This is a genomic window from Streptomyces sp. JLBJ103, from assembly GCF_058215575.1.
Genome location: NZ_CM177089.1, coordinates 5,827,416 through 5,847,546, shown reverse-complemented (window position 1 = coordinate 5,847,546; position 20,131 = coordinate 5,827,416). Strand labels below are relative to the sequence as shown.

Below are 20,131 nucleotides of genomic sequence, written 5' to 3'. Positions count from 1 at the left end.
GCGCCGCGTAGGCTGAGATGCCGGGCCGCCCGGCCCCGAACACCGGTTCCGTCACCCCTGCCCGACTTCACCACCTCACCACTTCACCACCGAACGGAGATCCGTGGTGCCGCTCTTTCCCGGAGCCGAGCCGTTCCGCCATGACGGCGGGCAGATCGGCGTCCTTGTCTCACACGGCTTCACCGGTTCCCCGCAGTCGGTGCGACCGTGGGCCGATCATCTCGCGGCGCAGGGCTTCACCGTCTCGCTGCCACTGCTTCCCGGCCATGGCACCCGATGGCAGGATCTCGCGGTCACCGGCTGGCAGGACTGGTACGCCGAGGTGGACCGTGAACTGCGGGCGCTCACCGAGCGCTGTGAGCGGGTCTTCGTCTGCGGTCTTTCGATGGGCGGGGCGCTCGCGTTGCGGCTGGCCGCCCAGCACGGTCCGGCGATCAGCGGGCTGGCCCTGGTCAACCCGGCGAACAAGATCGATGACCCGCTGGCGGTGGCGCTGCCAGTGATCCGCCATCTGGTGCCGTCCGTGAAGGGCATCGCCAGCGACATCGCCAAGCCGGGCTCGTACGAGCTGGGCTACGACCGGACCCCGCTGCACGCGGTGCACTCGCTGCGGCGCTTCCTGCGGCTGGTGGACGCCGAGCTGCCGCAGGTCACCCAGCCGCTGCTGGTGATGCACAGCGCTCAGGACCATGTGGTGTCGCCCGCCGACTCCGAGCGCATCCTGAGTCAGGTGTCCTCCCGGGACACCACCGAGCGGCTGCTCGAGCGCAGTTATCACGTGGCGACCCTGGACTACGACGCCGAGCTCATCTTCGACGAGACGGTCGCGTTCATCACCCGCCTGACGGCGGGTGCGGGGGACGGCATCGGGACGGACACCGGAAGGGAGGGCGCGGCGGCCAGTGGCTGAGCGCGACTCGAACGAGAACGAGGCGGATGCGCGGCGCGACGACGACGCCGCCTTCGCCGAGATCGTCGCAGCGTACGGGGAGGAGCCGCCAGACCCGCCGGAGGCGGAGCGCTGGCCCGTCGCGGAGAACCTCATCGAGCGGTGGGGCCGGGACGGCGCACCGGGGTCCGCGGACCCGGCCCGCGAGGACGGCACACCAGGCAGGGCTGCCGACGGCGGCCCGGACGGTGCGGGCCGCGACGGTGGGGACGGTGACAACGCAGACGATGTCACCAAGCCGGCCACCGGCGGTGCGGGCGACAGCGACAAACCGGTCGGCAGCTTCATCGTCTACGCGCCGGGCGTCGGCCCGCGCGACTGGGAGCCCGAGGAGCCGTCCGAGGACGACTTCGACGAGAGCGACGAGGGCCATTTCGTCCCGCCCGAGCCGCCTCCGCTGCCCGAGTCCGACACCACCTCCCGGTTCGCCTGGCTGGGCGTGCTGGGCGGGCCGCTGCTGCTGATCGGTGTGGTGGTGTTCCGGGTCGAGATGACCTGGTGGATCACCACGCTGGGCGTCGGTGGCTTCCTGGGCGGCTTCGCCACCCTGGTGATGCGGATGAAGGACAGCGGCGACGAGGAGGACGAGGACCCGGGGCGCGGGGCGGTCGTCTGACCCCGGCATCCGCCTCGGCGGCGGCCCGTTTGAAGACGGGCCCTAGGAGGGAGAGCGCCGGGGAAGCCTGAGGGCGGCGAGGACCGGGAGATGGTCCGTGGCGGCCCTCAGGTCCGCGTCGGTGACGCCGGGCAGTCCGACGGGGACCCCACAGCCGAGGATCTCCACCCCCTCGGAGGCGAAGACCGCGTCGATACGGCGTCGGGGCTCACCCGGCGAGAAGGTGGCCTCGCTCCCCCAGGGCCGGGTGGCCCAGCCGTCCCGCAGCCCTCCGGCGATCCTGCGGAAGGCCCGGCCGTCGGGGCGGTCGTTGATGTCACCGGCCGCGACCGCGTACGGGACATCGAGCGCGGCGACCCGGTCCAGCAGCATCCCGGCCTGGTCGTAGCGTTCGGCGGCGGCCAGGCTCAGATGGCAGCTGACCACGCCGAGCCGGATGCCGTCGGTGTCGCGGTGGCCGGTCCCGAAGCGCAGTACGGCGGTCGCGAAGCCGCGCCGGTGCAGCCCGGGGACACGGGGCAGCAGGATGTCCTCGGTCCGCTCCACCTGGGCGCGCAGCGAGGTGAGGATCATCGGTCCGGTCGCGGTGGCCCCGCCCGTGGTGTACACGAGGCCGGTCTCCCGGGCGAGCCAGGCCGCGGCCTTGCGCCAGCGGAAGAAGCGCGGCGCCTCCTGCACGCACAGCACATCGGGGGCGCAGGCCCGGATGACCCGGGCCAGCGCCTCGCGGTCGTCGCGCATCGAGCGGATGTTGTAGCTGAGCACACGCACCACCGCCGCGTCCGGGCCGGTGGTGGATCCGGGCAGGTCCGCGACGGCCACGGCGGCGGCCGGGGTCAGCCCTGGCGGGCCAGGTCGGCGGCTCCGACGAGCCCGGCCTTGCCGCCGAGCTGGGCGGCGAGCACCTGGGCGTGCGGGCGCCAACGGTTGCCGACGAGCCAGCGGCGGAAGGACTTGCGGATCGGCTCCAGGACGAGGTCGCCCTCGTCGGAGACGCCGCCGCCGACGATGAACGCCGAGGGGTCGAAGAGCGAGGCGAGGTCGGCGAGACCGGCCCCGGCCCAGCGGGCCAGCTCGCGGAAGGAGTCGATGGCCACCGGGTCGCCCTGGCGGGCGGCGTCACTGATGTGCTTGCCCTGGATGCCCTCGGCGGTGCCGTCGCCGAGGCCGAGCAGCACCGTGGCGTTCTCGGGGGTGGCGGCGGCGCGCTGCTTGGCGTAGCGGACCAAAGCGCGGCCGGAGGCGTACTGCTCCCAGCAGCCCTGGCTGCCGCAGCCGCACAGCAGACCGTCCGGGACGACCCTGAGGTGGCCGAACTCGGCGGCGACGCCGAACCGGCCGCGGTGCAGCTTGCCGCCGATGATGATGCCGCCGCCCAGACCGGTGCCGAGGGTGATGCACACGACGTCGTCATGACCGGCGCCGGCGCCGAAGCGGTACTCGCCCCAGGCCGCCGCGTTCGCGTCGTTCTCCACCACCACGGGCAGGCCGACGCGCTGCTCGACCTTGTCCTTGAGCGCCTCATGGCGCCAGTTGATGTTGGGCGCGAAGAGCACCGTGGCGCGCTTGTCGTCCACGTAACCGGCGGCGCCGATGCCGACGGCCTCGACGTCATGCCCGGTGCTCACCTTGCGCACCGCCTCCGCGATGGCGTCGACGACCCCCTCCGGGGTCGGTGGGGTCGATACCGTGCTCGTTTCGAGAATCGAGCCCTCTTCGTCGACCACGCCAGCCGCGATTTTCGTGCCGCCGATGTCGACGCCGATGGTGAGTCCCATGAGTCCCTCAGTTATTTGGTCGAACCCCGCCGTGGCCAACGGTACCGGAGAAGGGCTCAATCGAGGTCGATGTGTTCACTACTCGAACTCTCGCCTCCATCATCACGGCCCTTGCCGCCACTCTCCGTACCCTTGGTCCAGCGCCCCTCCTGGCCCGCAACAGCGGCGCGATAGGCGGCCAGCAGCTCTGTCCCCGCGCTGGCGAGATGGTCAAATACGTCCGGATTGCGCTCGATGACCGGTTCTACGGCCGCCTTGGCCTGTGCGATCAATTGTTGTACGGCCCCGTGGACAGGGGTTCCGGCGAGCGGAGACTCGGTCCCGGTGAACCGGTCGGCCAGCGCCTCGGCCAGCTTGCGCAGCTCCTCGGCGGCGCTGCCGGGCTCCTCCTCCGCCGACTCCCGGGCCCGGCGGGCCCGCTCGGCGGCGAGATCCTCGGCGCAGGCCCGCTCCCAGGCGTCGGGGTCGATCTCGGAGACCGGGATCTCGGTGTCCGGGGTGTCTGCGGGGCGCTCGGTGGCATCGCTCATGGCGAACTCCTGCGGCGGGGAGGCTGGCTGTCCGGTGTGTTCATCAGGGCTTGCCACCGACGTTACCGGAACGGCGGGGCCCGGTCAGAGCCGCAGGACCAGGGTCCGTCTTCACAGGGGGCGTCCGGCCGCGAGCGGCGTCCGGTGCGGTAGATCGCAAGGCGGAGGATCGCCCTCGTACTGGGCGTACTCGGGCGCCTTTCGACAACGCGGCGAGGTGCCGTGCCAGGCGTCGGGAGCAGGGCGGCCCCTGTGAAGACGGGCCCCAGGGCCCGGTCAGAGCCGCTTGGGCCACAGATCGGGGTCGGGGGTGAAGCGGACCTGGAGCCAGCCGTCGCGCAGTCCAGCGCCGGAGACGGTGCAGCGGCGCAGCGCCGACGGCAGGGGCAGCATCCGGTGGAAGGGGCCGACGGTGACGATCAGTTCATCGCCGCGGCGGACCAGGGTGAGGGCGTCCCGGTCGGCGCCGGGCAGCGGCAGCCGCCACAGCAGGATGCCGTCGTCGGCGAGCCGGTCCTCCACGGTCCAGGGGTCGGCGGCGGGCCGGTCGGGGCGGAGCCGCGGTGCCCCGATGACCTCGGCGAGGGCGGCGAGCCCGGCGGGGCGGGGGCCTGCCGCGGTGTCGGGGCCGGGCCCGTCGCCGGTGGCGGGCTGGTCGCCGACGCCCTGCGGATCGCGGCCCAGATGCGGCAGCTCACACACCGGCACCGCGGGCGCCCACTGCTCGTACAGCTCCTTGAGCGCGGCCTGCTGCTGGCCGGAGAGGGCGGCGAGCCAGGGGTCGGCGGCGCCGGTCGGCAGCAGCCGGTTGGCGATGACCGCCTCCACCCGGCAACCGTGCAGCGCGAGTCCGGCGCGGGCGGTGCGCAGCGCGCGGTCGGCGAGCGGACCGGGGTCCACCACCAGCCGTACCGTCGTGGCCTCGGACTCGATGACGCCCTGGACCGCCGCGAGTTCGCGCTCCCAGCGCTCGGCCGTCTCGTAGAGCTTCTGCGCGGGCATCGGCACCCCGGCGAGCTGGGCGAGCATCGGGCGCAGCGCGCGGGCCGCCTGGCGCTCGGCGGGCAGCAGCCGCCGCAGATAGCGCCGCAGTTGCTCGGGCAGCGCCAGCACCCCGATGGTCTCGGGGGCGGGCGGCATGTCGACCACGAGGACGTCCCACCCGGCGCCGGGCGGGGCGGACTGGGCCATCCGCAGGGCGCGCAGCAGCGCGAAGGATTCCATCCCGGGGAGGGCGGTCAGCTCCTCACCGTCCAGCGGGGCGGCGCCCAGCATGTCGAGGGCGCCGCGGCCGCGCTCCTGGAGCGCGGTCAGCTCATCGCGGAACCAGTGGTCGGTGACGATCCGGGCGGCCCACAGCCCCGGGGTGACCTCGACGGGGACGGACCAGGGCAGCCGGTCGGCGGCCCGGCCGGGGACCGAGCGCAGCGCGCCGATGCCGAGCAGGGTCTCGGGGGTGCCGTCCGGGTCGGCGGTCAGCAGCAGCGCCCGCTGTCCCGCACGCGCGGCGGCCAGGGCGGTCGCGGCGGCCACGGTGGTGCGGCCCGCGCCGCCGGTACCGGTGACGAGGACCGTACGCATGAAAGAAGCCTCCGGGCGGGGTGGTACGGGGTGCGTGGGCGAGGGTGCGGGGTGCGCGGGTCGCACCCGGGGTGCGCGGGTCGCACCACCGTGGCCGCCTGGGACGGCCCCGGCCGGAGCGTACCCCGGCGGCCGGGGCGGCCCCGGTCATCCGGTGCCGCGTCCCGCCCCCGCCGCTCCTGGCTCAGGACCCTGGCTCAGGACATGCGACATGCCCTGGCCGGTGTCAGACGTTCTCGACGCGCTTCTTCAGGCCCGCCAGGGCGCGGTCGATGATGACCTTCTCGGCCTTGCGCTTGATCATGCCGAGCATGGGGATCTTGACGTCCACGGTCAGCTGGTACGTCACCTCGGTGCGCTTGCCGCCGTCGACCGGGGCGAGCCGGTAGGAACCGTCGAGGGTGCGCAGCATCTGGGACTTGACCAGGGACCAGCTCACCTCGTCGGCACCGGTCCAGGTGTAGGCGAGGGTGTAGTCGTCCTTGATCGCCCCGGCGTCGAGCACCATCCGCACCTGCTCGGCGCGGCCGCGGTCGTCCTTGGTGAGGATGTCGGCCTCCTTCACCTCTCCGGACCACTCGGGGTAACGGTCGAAGTCGGCGATCACCTCCATCACGTCGGCCGGTGCCGCATCGATCGTGATGCTCGAGCTGGTGTGTTCCGCCATCGCCGTGGCTCCTCCGTACCGGTCCGCCGCATGGGGTGTCTGCCGGTGAAGGCTACCGCGCGCGGCTCACCACTCCAGGGCCCAGGGGGTGCCCGAGGAGGCGAAGTGTCCGACGTTGACGCACTCGGTGGCGCCGATCCGCATCCGGCGGGCGAGCGGCTGATGGACATGGCCGAAGAGGGCGTACCTGGGGCGGACCTCGTGAATCGCCTCGAGCAGGGCGGAACTTCCCCGCTCGAAGCGGCGGGCCACGGTGTCGTAGCAAAGCTCGGGAACGTCCGGCGGGATATGGGTGCACAACACGTCCACCCCGTCGCCGAGGGCCGCGATCTTGGCGGCGTAGGTCTCGTCGTCGATCTCGTACGGCGTGCGCATCGGACTGCGCAGACCACCGCCGACGAAGCCGAAGACCAGTCCGCCGATCCGCACGCGCTCACCGTCGAGGACGGTGAGCCCGGGACGGGCGTACTCCGGCCACAGAGACGGTATGTCGACATTGCCGTAGGTGGCGTACGTCGGGCTGGGAAACGCGGCGAACAGCTCGGCGTACTGGCGGCGGACGGCGGACTCGATCGCGGCGCGGCGGTCGATGCCCTCCCACAGCCGGTTGCCGAACTCCCGCGCCTCCTCGAAGCGGCGGGCGGTGCGCAGCGCGACGATGCGGTCGGCGTTCTCGACGCCGAACAGATCGGGGAAGATCCCGCGGGAGTGATCCGCGTAGTCGAGGAAGAGGACGAGGTCACCGAGGCAGATCAGGGCGTCCGCTCCGTCACCGGCCTTCCCCAGGTCCTCGCTGTTGCCGTGCACGTCGCTCACCACGTGGACTCGCATGCGTGTCACCCTAAGACCTGCGACCACCGGGCCGTAAGGTGTCCTGGCGCCGCAGCCCCGCGTCTACCTGCGGTTACTTACCAGTCGTCGGTCCGGTCGACTAGTCTGCGGGCAGGATGAAGGCGGTGTGTGACGCATAGAACATCTGGGCAGAAACCCCTATCCCGGAGGCAGTACCGATGGGTAACGTCCGGGCCGTCCAACCACACCCCCCATGCCCTGTAGCGGGTCCGGCGCCCCACGAGGAGCAGCAGTCTTGCGCGAGTTCAGCCTTCCGGCCCTGTACGAGGTTCCGGCCGACGGAAATCTGACGGACCTCATCCGACGCAATGCCGCCCAGCACCCGGATGTCGCTGTGGTCGGCCGCAAGGTCAACGGCCGGTGGGAGGACGTCACCGCGACCGAATTCCTGGCCGAGGTGCGCGCCGCCGCCAAGGGTCTGATCGCGGCCGGTGTGCAGCCGGGCGACCGGGTGGGGCTGATGTCGCGCACCCGCTACGAGTGGACGCTGCTGGACTTCGCCATCTGGAGCGCGGGCGGCGTCACCGTGCCGGTGTACGAGACGAGTTCACCGGAGCAGATCCAGTGGATCCTGAGCGACTCGGGCGCGGTCGCCGCGCTGGTCGAGAGCGGGGCGCACGAGGCGGCCGTGGAGTCCGTCCGGGACTCGCTGCCCGCGCTGGAGAACGTCTGGCGGATCGAGGGCGACGCCATCGAGGCGCTGCGCAAGCTGGGCGCGGACGTATCCGACGAGGTGGTCGACGAGCGCTCCTCGGACGCCAACGCGGACTCCCCCGCCACCATCGTCTACACCTCGGGCACCACGGGCCGCCCCAAGGGCTGTGTGCTCTCCCACCGCAGCTTCTTCGCCGAGTGCGGCAACGCAGTGGCCCGGATGAAGCCGATCTTCAACACCGGTGAGTCCTCGGTACTGCTGTTCCTCCCCGAGGCCCATGTCCTCGGACGGCTGGTGGAGATCGCGGCGGTGCTGGCGCCGATCAAGCTGGGCCATGTCCCGGACATCAAGACGCTCACCGATGAACTCGCCGGATTCCGGCCCACCTTGGTGCTGGGGGTGCCGCGGGTCTTCGAGAAGGTCTTCAACTCGGCGCGGGCCAAGGCACAGGCCGAGGGCAAGGGCAAGATCTTCGACAAGGCGGCCGAGACCGCCATCGCCTACAGCAAGGCGCTGGACACCCCCTCCGGGCCGTCCCTCCGGCTGAAGTTCACGCACAAGGTCTTCGACCGGCTCGTCTACGGCAAGCTGCGGAACGTCCTCGGCGGCCGGGCCACTCACGCGATCTCCGGCGGCGCCCCGCTGGGCGCGCGGCTGGGCCACTTCTACCGGGGCATCGGCTTCACCGTGCTGGAGGGCTACGGCCTCACCGAGACCTGCGCCGCGACCACCTTCAACCCCTGGGACCGGCAGAAGATCGGCTCGGTGGGCCAGCCGATGCCGGGCTCGGTGGTGCGGATCGCGGACGACGGCGAGGTGCTGCTCCACGGCGACCACCTGTTCACCGAGTACTGGAACAACGAGGCGGCGACCGTCGAGGCGCTGTCCGACGGCTGGTTCCACACCGGCGACCTCGGCACCCTCGACGAGGACGGCTATCTCACCATCACCGGCCGCAAGAAGGAGATCATCATCACCGCGGGCGGAAAGAACGTCGCCCCGGCGGTGATCGAGGACCGGATCCGCGCCCATGCCCTGGTCGCCGAGTGCATGGTGGTCGGCGACGGCCGTCCGTTCGTCGGCGCGCTGGTCACCGTGGACGAGGAGTTCCTGCCCCGGTGGGCCGCCGAACACGGCAAGCCGGAGGGTGTCACGGTGGCCGAGCTGCGGGACGACGCGGATCTGCTGGCCGAGATCCAGGCCGCGGTGGACGACGGGAACGCGGCGGTGTCCAAGGCGGAGTCGGTGCGCAAGTTCCGTGTCCTGCCGACCCAGTTCACCGAGGACTCCGGACATGTCACCCCGTCGCTGAAGCTGAAGCGAAACGTGGTGGCGAAGGACTTCGCGTCCGAGATCGAGGCGATCTACCAGGGCTGAGGCCCCGTGTGCGCTGTGTTCTCACGGCTGTCCGCGGGGCGGCCGTGAGAACTGTTCGGAGCGGACCGAGCGGGCTCGGCGCCTCACAGCAGTGACGTCAGCCGCTCGGCCAGCAGATCCCAGCGCCAGCGCTCCTCGACCCACTCCCGGCCCCGCTCCCCCATACGGCGCCGCAGCTCCGGATCCTCCAGCAGGGCCACGATCCGCTCCGCGCACGCCTCGGCGGAGCCGCCGGGGACCACCCAGCCGGTCTCCCCGTCCAGCACCGCGTCCGGCGCACCGCCGGAGTCCCCGGCGACCACCGGGAGTCCGGTCGCGGACGCCTCCAGATAGACGATGCCGAGCCCTTCCACGTCAAGACCGCCGCGGCGGGTGCGGCAGGGCATGGCGAACACATCGCCCGCACCGTAGTGGGCGGGCAGTTCCTCCCAGGGCACGGCGCCGGTGAAGCGCACCGAGTCCGCCACCCCGGTGGTCTCCGCCAGCCGATGCAGGTCCTTCTCGTACGGGCCGCCGCCCACGATGAGCAGCACCGCGTCCGGCACCCGCCGCAGGATCGACGGCATCGCCTCGATCAGCGTGTCCTGCCCCTTGCGCGGGACCAGCCGGGAGACACACACCACCACGGGCCGGTCGGCCAGCCCCAGCCGGGCCCGGATCTCGTCCCCGCCCGACCCCGGGTGGAACGTCTTCTCGTCCACCCCGGGCGGCAGCTGGACCATCCGGGACGCGGGCTCGGGGCCGACCGCCGCGGCGATCCGGGAGCGGGTGTACTCGCCGAGGTAGGTCAGGGTGTCGGTGCCCTCGCCGATCCGCCGCAGCAGGGTGCGGGAGGCGGGCAGTTGCGCCCAGGCGGCCTCGTGTCCGTGCGTGGTCCCCACCAGCCGCCGCGCCCCGGCCTTGCGCAGCGCCGGGGCCATCAGGCCCAGCGGCGCGGCGGCGCCGAACCACACCGAGGTGCAGCCGTGTTCCCGCAGCAGCGCGGTGGCGCGGCGGGTGACCCGCGGAGTGGGCAGCAGCATCGTCGTACGGTCGCGGACCACGCGGTACGGCTGCTCGGCGTCGAAGCGGGCGGTGGCCTCGGTGCCCTCCTGGCCGCGCTTCCAGGTGGAGGCGTAGACGACGATCCGCTCCGGGTCCAGGCGCAGCGCGATGTTGTGCAGGAACGCCTGGATGCCGCCGGGGCGGGGCGGAAAGTCGTTGGTCACAAGCAGGGTCTTGTCCATCGCCGCCGACAGTACCGGGTTGCGGCGGCGCTCCGCGGGCCCGGGGCGAGGCGGCGGAAGCAGGTCGTACTACCCCAGCTCCGTCGCCATGTACTTACGCCATGCGTCCGTGAACTCCTCCGGACTCATGTCCAGCACCCGGTGCAGCGCCGACTCCACCGCCCCGGAGCGCCGGGGCGCCTCGCCGACCGCGCGGTAGAACTCCACCAGCTTCCGCGCCCCCCACCGGTCTGCGATGAGCCGACAGGCCAGCCAGCCCTGCTCGTACGCCTGGGAGAGCCGGTCCGGATCGCTGCCGAAGCGGAAGTCGTCGTCGCGCGGAAGGGCGCGCGGCAGATGGCCGGAGGCCACGGAGTCGGCCAGCTCCGGGGCGACTTCGCCGGGGGTACGGCCGGGGGTGCGATAGCCGACCCAGTCGGCGAACCCCTCCGAGAGCCACAGCGGGGTGGTGGCGGTGGTGGCGGAGCGGGTGGCCACATGGGTCGCCTCATGGGTGATCACGACCTGGTGGCCGAAGTCGCCGAGGACCTCGTACGCCTCGGGGTTGACGATCACGCGGTCGGCGGCCGAGGGGCGGCCGGCGTTCCCGCCGGTCTCCCCCGTGGTGACGGCCGCGATTCCGCGGTAGCCGTTCGGGGAGGCGCCCAGCAGCGCGGCCATCCGGTCCAGATCGGCCGGGACCTCGACCACGATCCGCCCGGCCCAGACACCGGGCCACACCCTGCTGAGCGCGGGCACCGCGCGGTCCGCGGCGTCGGCCACGTCGCGCAGCAGCCGCCGCTTGTGGCCGACGCCGAGCACAAGGGTGTGCGCACCGCGCACCACCTCCACCCGGCCCTGGTCCCACAGCTGCTCGCCGGAGTGCTTGCCGTCGACCACACCGTCGTCGGAGGCGACGTACCAACTGCCGCCGCGCTGCGCCAGCGTCAGGTGCTGAGCGGAGACCGCAGGCGCGGTGTCGTAACCCGCCAGCCGGTAGTGGAGTTCGACCTGTGCGGCCAGGCGGCGGCCGCCGCCCAGCGCGGGCTGGAAGCCGCCGGTGCGCACCAGCCGGTAGCTCCAGGAGCGCAGCGGTACGGCGGCCAGCTGCCGGAACACCCGGCGCTGCTCGTCCCGGTAGTGCCGGGAGCCGCGGTCCACGGTGGCCAGGAAGGCGGCGGCGTTCCGTTCACGGACCGCTTCGGCCCGCCGGTCGAGCATGTGCTGCACGGACCGGGTGTCCCGCCCCAGGGGGTCGTCGGAGCCGGTCACCTGACCGCATCCGGTCAGCGCCGCCACCGGCAGCACCCACACCAGCGGCAGGCACAGCAGCGCCCGCCATCCACCCGACCTCCACCGACCCACCACGCCATAGATCGTACGAGCCCGCGCGGCCGGGTTCAGACGCGTGTGACGGAAGAGATCGGCATCATGCCGACGGGGTCGTAGCGGACCCGCGCCCCGGGGTGGGGGGCGTGGATCACCTGGCCGTTGCCCGCGTACATCGCCACATGGCTGGCGTCGGCGCGATAGACGACCAGATCGCCGGGGCGGGCCTGGGACAGCGGCACCTGCTGTCCGGCCCCGGACTGGGCCTGGGAGGTGCGCGGAATGGCCACTCCGGCGCGGGCGTAGGCCCACTGGGTCAGCCCCGAGCAGTCGAAGGCGGTGGGCCCGGCCTGGCCCCAGGCGTACGGCTGTCCGAGGGCCGCGCGGGCCGCGCCGAACGCCGCCGCGGCCCGTGGGGAGGACGGCGGTAGCGACCCGGTGAAGGCACCGGGGACGCCGTAGGCGCCGCGCCCGTCACGCGAGACGCGTGCGTATGCCGCGCGCTCGTCCGGGGACAGTTCATTGACCATCCGCCGCGCGATGGCCAACTTGCGCTGTACATCCCGCTTGTGGCGGGCCACGGCCTTTCGGCTGTGTTCCAGCCGCACCAGGTTCGCGGCGGCCGCGGCGCGCTGCTGGCGCAGGGTGCGCTGGGCCTCCTGGAGGACCCGCAGCTGGGCGCTCTGGCGGTGGCCGATGCGCTCGAGGGTGGTGGCCTTGTCGAGGTAGGCGGCGGGCTCCTCGGAGAGGATCAGCGCAAGGCCCGGGTCGACGCCGCCGCTGCGGTACTGCCCGCCCGCGAACGCCCCGAGGGCCACCCGCATCCGGTTGACCCGCTCCTGGCCGCGGGCGACGCGATCCTGGATCCGGTCCACCTGGCGGCGCAGCGTATCGGTGCGGGCCTCGGCCGCGTTGAAGCGCTCGGTGGCCCGCTCCGCCTCCGCGTAGAGGCGCTCGATCCGGTTGCTCAGCAGCCGGGCGGCGGGATGGCCGTCGGCGGGGTCGTGCGGTTCGGCTCCGGCGGAACCGGCTCCCAGGGCGGCGGCGGTGGCCGCGGCGGCCGCCGTGGCGGCGGTCCAGACGGTCGCCCGGCCGAGGCCGGGCTTCGGGACGCGGCGACATGACGCCATGAAAGCCGCACTCCTTCCGCGGTGCGGGGCCCCGCTGTACCGGGTTCCGCAGGGTGGGTTCCGTCGTACCGGAACGAACTGCGGGCAGACAGTAGCCGGGTGACTACGCGGTGTCCAAACGCGGAAAGGGGTGCGCAGACGCGGACGCCCCGCCGGAGACGCAGGTCACCGACGGGGCGGGAGCCAGGGGAAGGTGTGGGGATTCGCCCGATCGGACGGCTTTCCCGATGTTTCGACGCCTGGTTCTCGAGGGTGTGTCCGAGCGGAGAGCCGCTCAGTGGCTCAGATCCGCACGCCGAACTGGAACGGCATGTTGTCCATCGCCTCGAAGCGGACGTTGGCGCCGGGCTTGGGGGCGTGCAGCACCTGCCCGTTGCCCGCGTACAGACCTATGTGGTGCAGATCGCCGTAGAAGAGCACCAGGTCGCCGGGCTTGAGCTCACCGCGGCCGATCCGGGTACCGGCGTTGGCCTGATCCTGGGAGATACGCGGCAGCTGCACCCCGGCCTGCTGGTACGCCCAGCCGGTGAGCCCGGAGCAGTCGAAGGAGGAGGGACCGGTCGCGCCCCACACATACGGGGAGCCGATCTTGGTCTTGGCGGCGGCCAGCGCGGCGGCCGCGCGCTGCGAGTCGGGCACGTCATGGCCCAGGTTCACACGCTCGCTGGAGCGGTTGGCGCGCTCCTGCTCCTTGGCGGCGAGGGCGGCGCGCTCCTTGGCGGAGATGCTGTTGAGGAGCTTCTGGGCCTTGGAGAGCTTGCCCTGGATCTCCGACTTCTTCTCGCCCAGCGCCTTACGGGTGTCCGCCAGGTCCGTCAGCTTGGTGGACGCCTGCTCGCGCTGCTGCTTGAGGGAGCGCTGCTTGTCGCCGATCTTGCGCAGCTGCTCGGCCTGCTTGCCACTCAACTGGCTGAGCGTGGACGCCTTGTCGAGGTAGGTGTCCGGGTCGGAGGAGAGCAGCAGCTGCACCGAGGGGTCGATACCGCCGGAGCGGTACTGGGCGGTGGCCATCGAACCGAGGCCGTCGCGCAGCTTGTTCAGCTCCTCCTGGCCGCGCGCCACCTTGTCCTGGAGGTCCCCGACCTGCTTCTCGAGCTTGGTCTGCTTCTCCTTGGCCCCGTTGTACTTCTCGGTGGCCTGCTCCGCCTCTTCGTAGAGCTTGTCGACCTGCTCCTTGACGTCCTTCTTGTCCTGCTTGGGAGCAGCCTGGGCGGCCTGGGAAGTGAGGGCGACGGCCGCAGCGGCGGTCGCGGTGAGGACGGTCACCCGAGTGCGGCTCGGCTGCTTGGGTCGACGGTGGGACGCCACGAAGGCGAGCTCCTTCTTCCTCCAGCCGCCTACCGGGTGGGTGGGGGGTCGAAACCCCGGCTCCGCAAAAAAGCGCTCGCGGACTCGGCGGTACCCCCGCTGTCATCCCCGATGGATGATCAACCGCGCGGAGGTTCGAGGCGACGATAGTGACCCTGCCGTGATCCGTTCAAATCCCAACGGCAAAAAAATGCCCCTCCGAGCACATCTTTTACAAACATCACACGGGCAGTAGCGGCCAATTGACGCTGCGCTGATAATCAGACTTCATTCAGGTCCGGGCAAGTCGCTTCAGCAACAGGGCCGATGCCACCGGACGCGCACCGGCGCGCGCCACCCCGTCCGCCACTTCGCGGTCGGTCGACACCACGACCACCGGCCGGCCCGGCGGCTCGGCCCGCACCAGCTGCCGGATCAACTCGTCCGCCGTCACCCCTGGCTTGCTGAACAGCACCCGCACCCCGCGCGGTGGCGCCAGCAGCACCGGAGCGGCCAGCTCCGCACCGTCGAAGACACAGGTCATCTCCGCGCCGGTCCGGGCCGCCAGCACCGCGAGACCGCCCAGCAGCCGCAGCCGCTGCTTCTCCAACGGCATGGTCGGATAGCCGGTTTTGGTGACGTTGTAGCCATCCACCACCAAATGCGCCTGCGGCAGCGCGAGCAGCTGGTCCAGCAGGGCCGGATCGGTTTCGGACAGCGCTCTGGTCGCTATGTCCTTGGGGGTCATCCGGCCCGGTTCCACCGCGTCCACCGTGTCGGCGGGGCGCATCGAAGCGGGCGGCAGCGCCAGTTCGCGCCGCAGGCCCTGCGCCGCGTCCAGCACCGTGTCCAGCAACAGCCGCACCCGCATGTCCTCCACGCTGCGGCCCTCGCGCACCGCCCGGCGGCTCGCCTCCAGCGCCGACTCGGTCTCCGCGAGCCGGGCCCGCAGCCGCCGCGCCTCACCGTCCGCGGTCGCCTGCCGCACGGCCGCCTCGGACCGTACGGCCTCCAGCTCGGCCTCGGCCTTGCGCAGCGCCGCGGCACCGCGCTTCACATCGCTCTGCGCGCTGCGCAGCTTGCGCTGGAGCGCGTCGCCCTCCTTGCGCGCCGCCTCCAGCTCCCCGCGCACCCGCTCCGTCTCGTTGCGCGCCGCGGCCCTGGCCTCCGCCAGCTCCTCGCGCAGCCGCTGGAGCTCCCGCTCGGCCTCCTCCCCGGCCCGCTCGGCCGAGGCCCGCTGCGCCTCCTCACCGGCCGCGTCGACCAGCTTCACCCAGCCGGTCGGACGCAGGACGTACGCCACCGCGGCGACATCCACCGGATCGGCCGCGGCGGGCGGCGAACCGCCCTCGATGGCCTCCGACAGCTCCGGCTGGGTCTCGCGCAGCCGTGCCGCGATCCGCTGCCGGAAGACCGGGTCGCTCTCCACCGCGGCGGCCATCGCGTTCCCCGCGAACTTCGCGCGGCGGGTCGGCGTGAAACGGGCGTACTGCCGGAGCTGGGCAGGCAATTCGGTGACCGTCAGGCCGCCGAAGGCGTCCGCGACGAGCCCCACGACACGCCGCCGCACCCCTTCCGGCAGGGGGCGGTCGAGCGCCTCGGTGACGCCCTCGGCGTCACCGGCCGCCCCGGGGCCGCCCGTCCGCTCCACCACCTGTCATCGCTCCGTTCTCAGGCGCTCGCACCCGTACTCGGCCGGTCCACCAGCTCGATCTGGTCGACCGCGTTGCACCAGCGACAGCGCACTGACTCAATGGTCTCACTGACCACCTCGCGCTCCTCGACCTTCGGCTCCCCGGCCAGGTCGAGATGGACATACTCCACGGCCTTCGTCGAGCGGGTCACATCGAATCGGGTGAGGTTGCCGCACAGCGTGCAACGCCAGCGGGTCTCGGCTGTCGGCGTGGGAACGGCCATCGGTCTCGGGGCCTCGCTTCTCTGCTCGTCTCTCGGGGGTCGGATCTCAGGGGCTCAGATCCGGGGCTCAGGGGCGTCCTGTAACCCTACGGCCTGAGCCCTGGCCCGTGCCGTGCCCATACCGCCCCTCGACACCGCGCGGCGAGGCGCTCTGGGCAGGTTGTGCCCGGTACGCGATGATCTGGCCATGATCGATACGTCTGAGGGTTCCGGTGAGACGTCCGGCCGCCCCCTGATGACGTACACCTTCATCGTCATCTGCTGCCTGATCTTCGTCCTCGGCCCGGCCTCCGGCCTCAACCCCGAGTACGGCACGGGCGGGGAGCTGCTCCAGGCCCAGTCCGCCTACTTCGAGCGCTGGGGGGTGGTCCCCAGCGCCCTGTGGAGCGGCGGGCCCGGTCAGCCGCTGACCCCGCTCACCGCGCTCTTCGTCCACGGCAACTGGCTGCACCTGCTGGGAAACATGCTGTTTCTCTACGTCTTCGGTGCGATGACCGAGCAGCGCATGGGACGAGTGCAATTCGCCCTCTTCTACCTCGCTACCGGCTATCTGGCGCTCCTGGGCTACGCCGCGGCCCACGCCGACTCCGGGCAGACCCTGGTCGGCGCCTCCGGAGCGATCTCCGGGGTCCTCGGCGCGTTTCTCTGGCTCTTCCCCCGCGCCCGGGTCACCAGCCTCTTCCCGTTCCTGTTCTTCATGCCGCTGCGCTTCCCCGCCTGGGTGGTCCTGGCCTTCTGGGTCGCCCTCCAGTGGCTCGCCGCCCGCGAGGCCAACGACCACCCGGGGGTGGCGTATCTGGCCCATCTGGTGGGCTTCACCCTCGGCTTCCTCTACGCGTGGGCGCGCTTCGGGCGGACGGCTAGAGTGGGCGGCGCAGTCAGGTCCAGCGAGGGAGAAAGCCAGCCATGATCACTTCGATCGTGCTCATCAAGACCAGCGTGGACCGGATTCCGGAGATCGCAGAGAAGATCGCCGCGCTGGAGGGTGTGAGCGAGGTCTACTCGGTCACCGGTGCGCACGACCTGATCGCGATGGTGCGGGTGGCCGAGCACGACGACCTCGCGGACATCATCCCGGGCAAGATCAGCAAGGTCCCCGGGGTGGCCGCCACGGAGACGCACATCGCCTTCCGTACGTACTCCCAGCACGACCTGGAAGCGGCCTTCGCCATCGGCCTCGACGGCTGACCCACCCACCTCCGGGGCTCCCCCGACCCCCTCACGGGGCTCCGCCCTGGCCCCGGCTGGGCGCCGGGGCGGGGCACCGGACCGATGGGGGTCAGTCGCGGGCGGGGACGCAGCGGCCGTCTTCGGTGCGGTAGGTCCACTGGGCGCCGTCGCGGACCAGTTCCTTCACCGCGCGGACGAAGCGGTCCACATGCTCGTCCGGGGTGCCCGCGCCGAAGCTGACGCGGATCGCGTTCAGGGAGCGCTCGCCCGGCGCGGCCTCGGGGGCGCCGCATTCGCCCGGCTCCTCCGGCTCGCTGCCCAGCAGTGTGCGGACCAGCGGGTGGGCGCAGAAGAGGCCGTCGCGGACACCGATGCCGTACTCCGCGGAGAGCGCGGCCGCGAAGTGCGAGCTGTTCCAGCCGTCCACCACGAACGACAGCACCCCCACCCGCGGGGCGTCCTCGCCGAACAGCGAGAGCACCCGCACCTCCGGCACCTCCGCCAGGCCCTCCCGGACCGCGGCGATCAACTGCCGCTCACGGGCGACCAGTCCGTCGAATCCGGCCTCGGTCAGCGCCTTGCAGGCGGAGGCGATGGCGTAGACGCCGATGACGTTCGGCGAACCCGCCTCGTGCCGGGCGGCGGTGGTGTGCCACTCGACGTCCACCCCGCCGTCGTCCCGCCGGGCGACCTTGCGGCTGGCGCCGCCGCCCGCCAGGTACGGGCGCGCCTCGCGGAGCCAGTCGGCGCGTCCGGCCAGCACTCCGGCCCCGAAGGGGGCGTACAGCTTGTGCCCGGAGAAGGCGACCCAGTCGACGTCCTCCGCCGCGATGTCGACCGGGTGGTGGGGGGCGAGCTGGGCGGCGTCGAGGACGATACGGGCGCCGTGGGCGTGGGCCGCGGCGGCCAGCTCCCGTACCGGCCACAGCTCACCGGTCACATTGGACGCACCGGTCACGCACACCAGGGCGGGACCCCCGGTCCGCTCCGCGAGCGCCCGCTCCAGCGTCTCGACGGCCTGCCGCGGGGAGCGCGGCGCGCTGAGGTAGCGCACGCGGACGTCCTCGCGCTGCTCCCACGGCAGCAGCGAGGCGTGGTGCTCGGTCTCGAAGACGAAGACCTCGGTACCGGACGGCAGCACCGCGGCCAGCAGGTTGAGCGCATCGGTGGTGGAGCGGGTGAAGACGACCTGGTCATCCGCGCGGCAGCCGAGGAACGCGGCGACGTCCGCGCGGCTGTTCTCGAACAGATCGGTGGACAGCTGCGAGAGGTACCCGGCACCGCGGTGGACGCTGCCGTAGTACGGGGCGTAGGCGGCGATGTCGTCCCAGACCCGCTGGAGGGCGGGGGCGCTGGCGGCGTAGTCGAGCGCGGCGTAGGTCACCTCACCACCGGTGACCAGCGGCACGAGGACATCGGCGCCGAGCACGGGCAACGGCTCACAGACATCGGCGGCGGAGACATCAGCGGCAGCGGGGGCAACGGAGGCGGCAGGGCGCACGGACATGGCGAATTCTCCCGGAAGGCGAAGGCGTGAAGGCGTGAATGCGTCACACGCGGACCCGGCGGTTCACCGCCGGTGCGGGCGTGGAAAATCGCTCAACGCACGGAACAGGGCACCGCGCGGAGGCTGTGGGATACGGGCCGTCCGGCCCTAAAGCATTCGCTGCGTCACGGAAGAACTCCCTCGACCACCAGGACCCCTAGTGCGAGGGGTCCGCGCTTGCCGCAGACCTCGCTGCCTGCGGCCTGGTCATCACCCGGGGCACCCCGCCACGGACGGAGGGTTGCCGGACAGCGGGCCGGGGCCGTAGTCGCTGTCACTCGTGACCTGGCCAGGAGTATGCCATACGAAGAAACGACGCACCGCCCCTGTCCGGCATCCGGGCAAGGGCGGTGGGACGGCAGGCCTTACGCGTTGCTGGCGCGTACCCATCGCTCCAGGGCGTTGCGTGCCGCCCCCGAGTCAATGGACTCCGCGGCGCGCGTCAGCCCCTCCGCGATCTGCTCGGTGAGCGTCTTGGCGCCCGGCTCGGGGTCCAGCGCGGCCAGCGCGGCGGCCGAGTTGAGCAGCACCGCGTCCCGGACCGGCCCGGTCTCCCCCGCCAGCAGCCGGCGTGTCACATCCGCGTTGTACGAGGCGTCGGCGCCGCGCAGGGCCTCCACCGGGACGAAGTCGATACCGACGTCGCGCGGGTCGAAGGTCTCCTGGCGTACGGTGCCGTTCCGCACCACCCACACCTGGGAGGTCGCGGTCACGGTCAGCTCGTCGAGGCCGTCGTCGCCCCGGACGACCAGCGCGGACGAGCCGCGGTCGGCCAGCACACCGGCGACCAGGGGGGCCATCCGGGCGTCCGCCACACCGGTCGCCTGGGTGCGCACCCGGGCCGGGTTGGTGAGCGGGCCGAGGATGTTGAACGTGGTGCCGATGCCCAACTCCCGGCGGGCGGCGGCGACATGGCGCAGCGACGGGTGGAACTTCACCGCGAAGCAGAAGGTGATCCCCGCCTCCTCGGCCACCTCGACGACCCGCCGCGGGGTCAGATCGAGATTGACGCCCAGCTTCTCCAGGACGTCGGAGGCTCCGCTGGCGGAGGACGCGGCGCGGTTGCCGTGCTTGACCACCCGCGCTCCGGTACCGGCCACCACCAGCGCCGACATCGTCGAGATATTGACGGTTTTGGCGCGGTCGCCGCCGGTGCCGACGATGTCGACGGTGTCCCCGGGGACCTCGATCACTGTGGCGTGCTCGTACATGGTCCGGACGAGCCCGGACACCTCGGCCACGGTCTCGCCCTTGGCCCGCAGCGCCACGATGAATCCGGCGATCTGTGCGTCGGTGGCCTCACCGCACATGATCCGGTCCATGGCCCAGGCGGTGTCATCGGCGCTGAGGTCCTGGCCGTCGAGCAGTGAGGTGAGCACATCCGGCCAGGTGCGGCCCGCCGAGGTGCTGTCGCCTCCGGCTGGGGTCACAACGTCCATGGTCCGCTCCTGGATCCGTGGGGTGGGCAGGGGAAGGGGGATCCGCACAGGTGTCCGCGGTCGGCCCCGCCGTTAGCCTAGCGGCGACGTGGTCCAGGATGCC

General features: G+C 72.2%; 19 protein-coding genes and 1 riboswitch. Of the genes, 5 read left to right on the top strand and 14 right to left on the bottom strand.

The window, feature by feature from the left end; genetic code table 11:
- The first annotated feature begins 106 nt into the window (after positions 1 to 106).
- Both AC4BEG_RS25830 and AC4BEG_RS25825 read left to right on the top strand, forming a co-directional pair.
- Positions 107 to 910, top strand: coding sequence for an alpha/beta hydrolase (locus AC4BEG_RS25830; protein ID WP_490702136.1), 804 nt, complete (start codon positions 107 to 109; stop codon positions 908 to 910).
- Positions 903 to 1,565, top strand: coding sequence for a hypothetical protein (locus tag AC4BEG_RS25825; protein WP_490702135.1), 663 nt, complete (start codon positions 903 to 905; stop codon positions 1,563 to 1,565). The genes AC4BEG_RS25830 and AC4BEG_RS25825 overlap by 8 nt, the downstream gene beginning before the upstream one ends.
- 42 nt (positions 1,566 to 1,607) lie before the next feature.
- Here AC4BEG_RS25825 and AC4BEG_RS25820 read toward each other — a convergent pair whose 3' ends face one another.
- The 6 genes from AC4BEG_RS25820 to AC4BEG_RS25795 all read right to left on the bottom strand — a co-directional run bounded on the left by AC4BEG_RS25820 (position 1,608) and on the right by AC4BEG_RS25795 (position 6,952).
- Positions 1,608 to 2,387, bottom strand: coding sequence for an endonuclease/exonuclease/phosphatase family protein (locus AC4BEG_RS25820; RefSeq protein WP_490702134.1), 780 nt, complete (start codon positions 2,385 to 2,387; stop codon positions 1,608 to 1,610).
- Between the two features lie 14 nt (positions 2,388 to 2,401).
- Entirely contained in the window at positions 2,402 to 3,343 is a 942-nt protein-coding gene (locus AC4BEG_RS25815; RefSeq protein ID WP_490702133.1) for an ROK family glucokinase, read from the bottom strand.
- A 56-nt stretch (positions 3,344 to 3,399) separates the two neighbouring features.
- Entirely contained in the window at positions 3,400 to 3,873 is a 474-nt protein-coding gene (locus AC4BEG_RS25810) for a DUF5304 domain-containing protein (protein WP_490702132.1), read from the bottom strand.
- Positions 3,874 to 4,149: 276 nt separating this feature from the next.
- Positions 4,150 to 5,454, bottom strand: coding sequence for an ArsA family ATPase (locus tag AC4BEG_RS25805; protein ID WP_490702131.1), 1,305 nt, complete (start codon positions 5,452 to 5,454; stop codon positions 4,150 to 4,152).
- A 226-nt stretch (positions 5,455 to 5,680) separates the two neighbouring features.
- Positions 5,681 to 6,121 (bottom strand): SRPBCC family protein, encoded by a 441-nt coding sequence (locus AC4BEG_RS25800; protein WP_201874000.1) that lies wholly within the window; start codon positions 6,119 to 6,121, stop codon positions 5,681 to 5,683.
- A 66-nt stretch (positions 6,122 to 6,187) separates the two neighbouring features.
- A complete protein-coding gene (locus tag AC4BEG_RS25795) occupies positions 6,188 to 6,952 on the bottom strand; it encodes a metallophosphoesterase family protein (protein WP_490702130.1) in 765 nt (254 codons plus the stop codon).
- Positions 6,953 to 7,208: 256 nt separating this feature from the next.
- Between AC4BEG_RS25795 and AC4BEG_RS25790 the strand changes: the two genes are divergently transcribed.
- Positions 7,209 to 9,005 (top strand): AMP-dependent synthetase/ligase, encoded by a 1,797-nt coding sequence (locus tag AC4BEG_RS25790; RefSeq protein ID WP_490702129.1) that lies wholly within the window; start codon positions 7,209 to 7,211, stop codon positions 9,003 to 9,005.
- Between the two features lie 83 nt (positions 9,006 to 9,088).
- Here AC4BEG_RS25790 and AC4BEG_RS25785 read toward each other — a convergent pair whose 3' ends face one another.
- The 6 genes from AC4BEG_RS25785 to AC4BEG_RS25760 form a co-directional block, all read right to left on the bottom strand.
- A complete protein-coding gene (locus AC4BEG_RS25785; RefSeq protein WP_490702128.1) occupies positions 9,089 to 10,231 on the bottom strand; it encodes a glycosyltransferase family 4 protein in 1,143 nt (380 codons plus the stop codon).
- A 69-nt stretch (positions 10,232 to 10,300) separates the two neighbouring features.
- Positions 10,301 to 11,578, bottom strand: coding sequence for a hypothetical protein (locus tag AC4BEG_RS25780; RefSeq protein ID WP_490702127.1), 1,278 nt, complete (start codon positions 11,576 to 11,578; stop codon positions 10,301 to 10,303).
- 32 nt (positions 11,579 to 11,610) lie between these two features.
- Positions 11,611 to 12,669, bottom strand: a complete 1,059-nt coding sequence (locus AC4BEG_RS25775) for a C40 family peptidase (RefSeq protein ID WP_490702126.1) — start codon at positions 12,667 to 12,669, stop codon at positions 11,611 to 11,613.
- Positions 12,670 to 12,951: 282 nt separating this feature from the next.
- Positions 12,952 to 13,977, bottom strand: coding sequence for a C40 family peptidase (locus AC4BEG_RS25770; RefSeq protein WP_490702125.1), 1,026 nt, complete (start codon positions 13,975 to 13,977; stop codon positions 12,952 to 12,954).
- 271 nt (positions 13,978 to 14,248) lie between these two features.
- Entirely contained in the window at positions 14,249 to 15,610 is a 1,362-nt protein-coding gene (locus AC4BEG_RS25765) for an NYN domain-containing protein (RefSeq protein ID WP_490702124.1), read from the bottom strand.
- A gap of 17 nt (positions 15,611 to 15,627) precedes the next feature.
- Positions 15,628 to 15,873, bottom strand: coding sequence for a hypothetical protein (locus AC4BEG_RS25760; protein WP_362434813.1), 246 nt, complete (start codon positions 15,871 to 15,873; stop codon positions 15,628 to 15,630).
- Between the two features lie 187 nt (positions 15,874 to 16,060).
- Here AC4BEG_RS25760 and AC4BEG_RS25755 point away from each other — a divergent pair, with 187 nt between their 5' ends.
- Together AC4BEG_RS25755 and AC4BEG_RS25750 are read left to right on the top strand one after the other, a co-directional pair.
- Positions 16,061 to 16,783, top strand: a complete 723-nt coding sequence (locus tag AC4BEG_RS25755) for a rhomboid family intramembrane serine protease (RefSeq protein ID WP_490702123.1) — start codon at positions 16,061 to 16,063, stop codon at positions 16,781 to 16,783.
- Entirely contained in the window at positions 16,780 to 17,061 is a 282-nt protein-coding gene (locus AC4BEG_RS25750) for an Lrp/AsnC family transcriptional regulator (RefSeq protein WP_490702122.1), read from the top strand. Before AC4BEG_RS25755 ends, AC4BEG_RS25750 begins: the two co-directional genes overlap by 4 nt.
- 91 nt (positions 17,062 to 17,152) lie before the next feature.
- Here the strand turns inward: AC4BEG_RS25750 and AC4BEG_RS25745 are convergent, their stop codons facing one another.
- Positions 17,153 to 18,550, bottom strand: a complete 1,398-nt coding sequence (locus AC4BEG_RS25745) for an aminotransferase class V-fold PLP-dependent enzyme (RefSeq protein WP_490702121.1) — start codon at positions 18,548 to 18,550, stop codon at positions 17,153 to 17,155.
- 207 nt (positions 18,551 to 18,757) lie between these two features.
- Positions 18,758 to 18,875, bottom strand: a riboswitch (SAM riboswitch).
- Positions 18,876 to 18,954: 79 nt separating this feature from the next.
- Positions 18,955 to 20,028, bottom strand: a complete 1,074-nt coding sequence (gene trpD, locus AC4BEG_RS25740) for an anthranilate phosphoribosyltransferase (protein ID WP_490702120.1) — start codon at positions 20,026 to 20,028, stop codon at positions 18,955 to 18,957.
- Positions 20,029 to 20,131: the final 103 nt, after the last annotated feature.

Bases quoted from the DNA above. Each gene is read 5' to 3' on its own strand.
- AC4BEG_RS25815 (WP_490702133.1), bottom strand. From the start codon at position 3,343: ATGGGACTCACCATCGGCGTCGACATCGGCGGCACGAAAATCGCGGCT.
- AC4BEG_RS25810 (WP_490702132.1), bottom strand. From the start codon at position 3,873: ATGAGCGATGCCACCGAGCGCCCCGCAGACACCCCGGACACCGAGATC.
- AC4BEG_RS25805 (WP_490702131.1), bottom strand. From the start codon at position 5,454: ATGCGTACGGTCCTCGTCACCGGTACCGGCGGCGCGGGCCGCACCACC.
- AC4BEG_RS25800 (WP_201874000.1), bottom strand. From the start codon at position 6,121: ATGGCGGAACACACCAGCTCGAGCATCACGATCGATGCGGCACCGGCC.
- AC4BEG_RS25795 (WP_490702130.1), bottom strand. From the start codon at position 6,952: ATGCGAGTCCACGTGGTGAGCGACGTGCACGGCAACAGCGAGGACCTG.
- AC4BEG_RS25785 (WP_490702128.1), bottom strand. From the start codon at position 10,231: ATGGACAAGACCCTGCTTGTGACCAACGACTTTCCGCCCCGCCCCGGC.
- AC4BEG_RS25775 (WP_490702126.1), bottom strand. From the start codon at position 12,669: ATGGCGTCATGTCGCCGCGTCCCGAAGCCCGGCCTCGGCCGGGCGACC.
- AC4BEG_RS25760 (WP_362434813.1), bottom strand. From the start codon at position 15,873: ATGGCCGTTCCCACGCCGACAGCCGAGACCCGCTGGCGTTGCACGCTG.
- AC4BEG_RS25755 (WP_490702123.1), top strand. From the start codon at position 16,061: ATGATCGATACGTCTGAGGGTTCCGGTGAGACGTCCGGCCGCCCCCTG.
- AC4BEG_RS25750 (WP_490702122.1), top strand. From the start codon at position 16,780: ATGATCACTTCGATCGTGCTCATCAAGACCAGCGTGGACCGGATTCCG.
- AC4BEG_RS25745 (WP_490702121.1), bottom strand. From the start codon at position 18,550: ATGTCCGTGCGCCCTGCCGCCTCCGTTGCCCCCGCTGCCGCTGATGTC.
- trpD (WP_490702120.1), bottom strand. From the start codon at position 20,028: ATGGACGTTGTGACCCCAGCCGGAGGCGACAGCACCTCGGCGGGCCGC.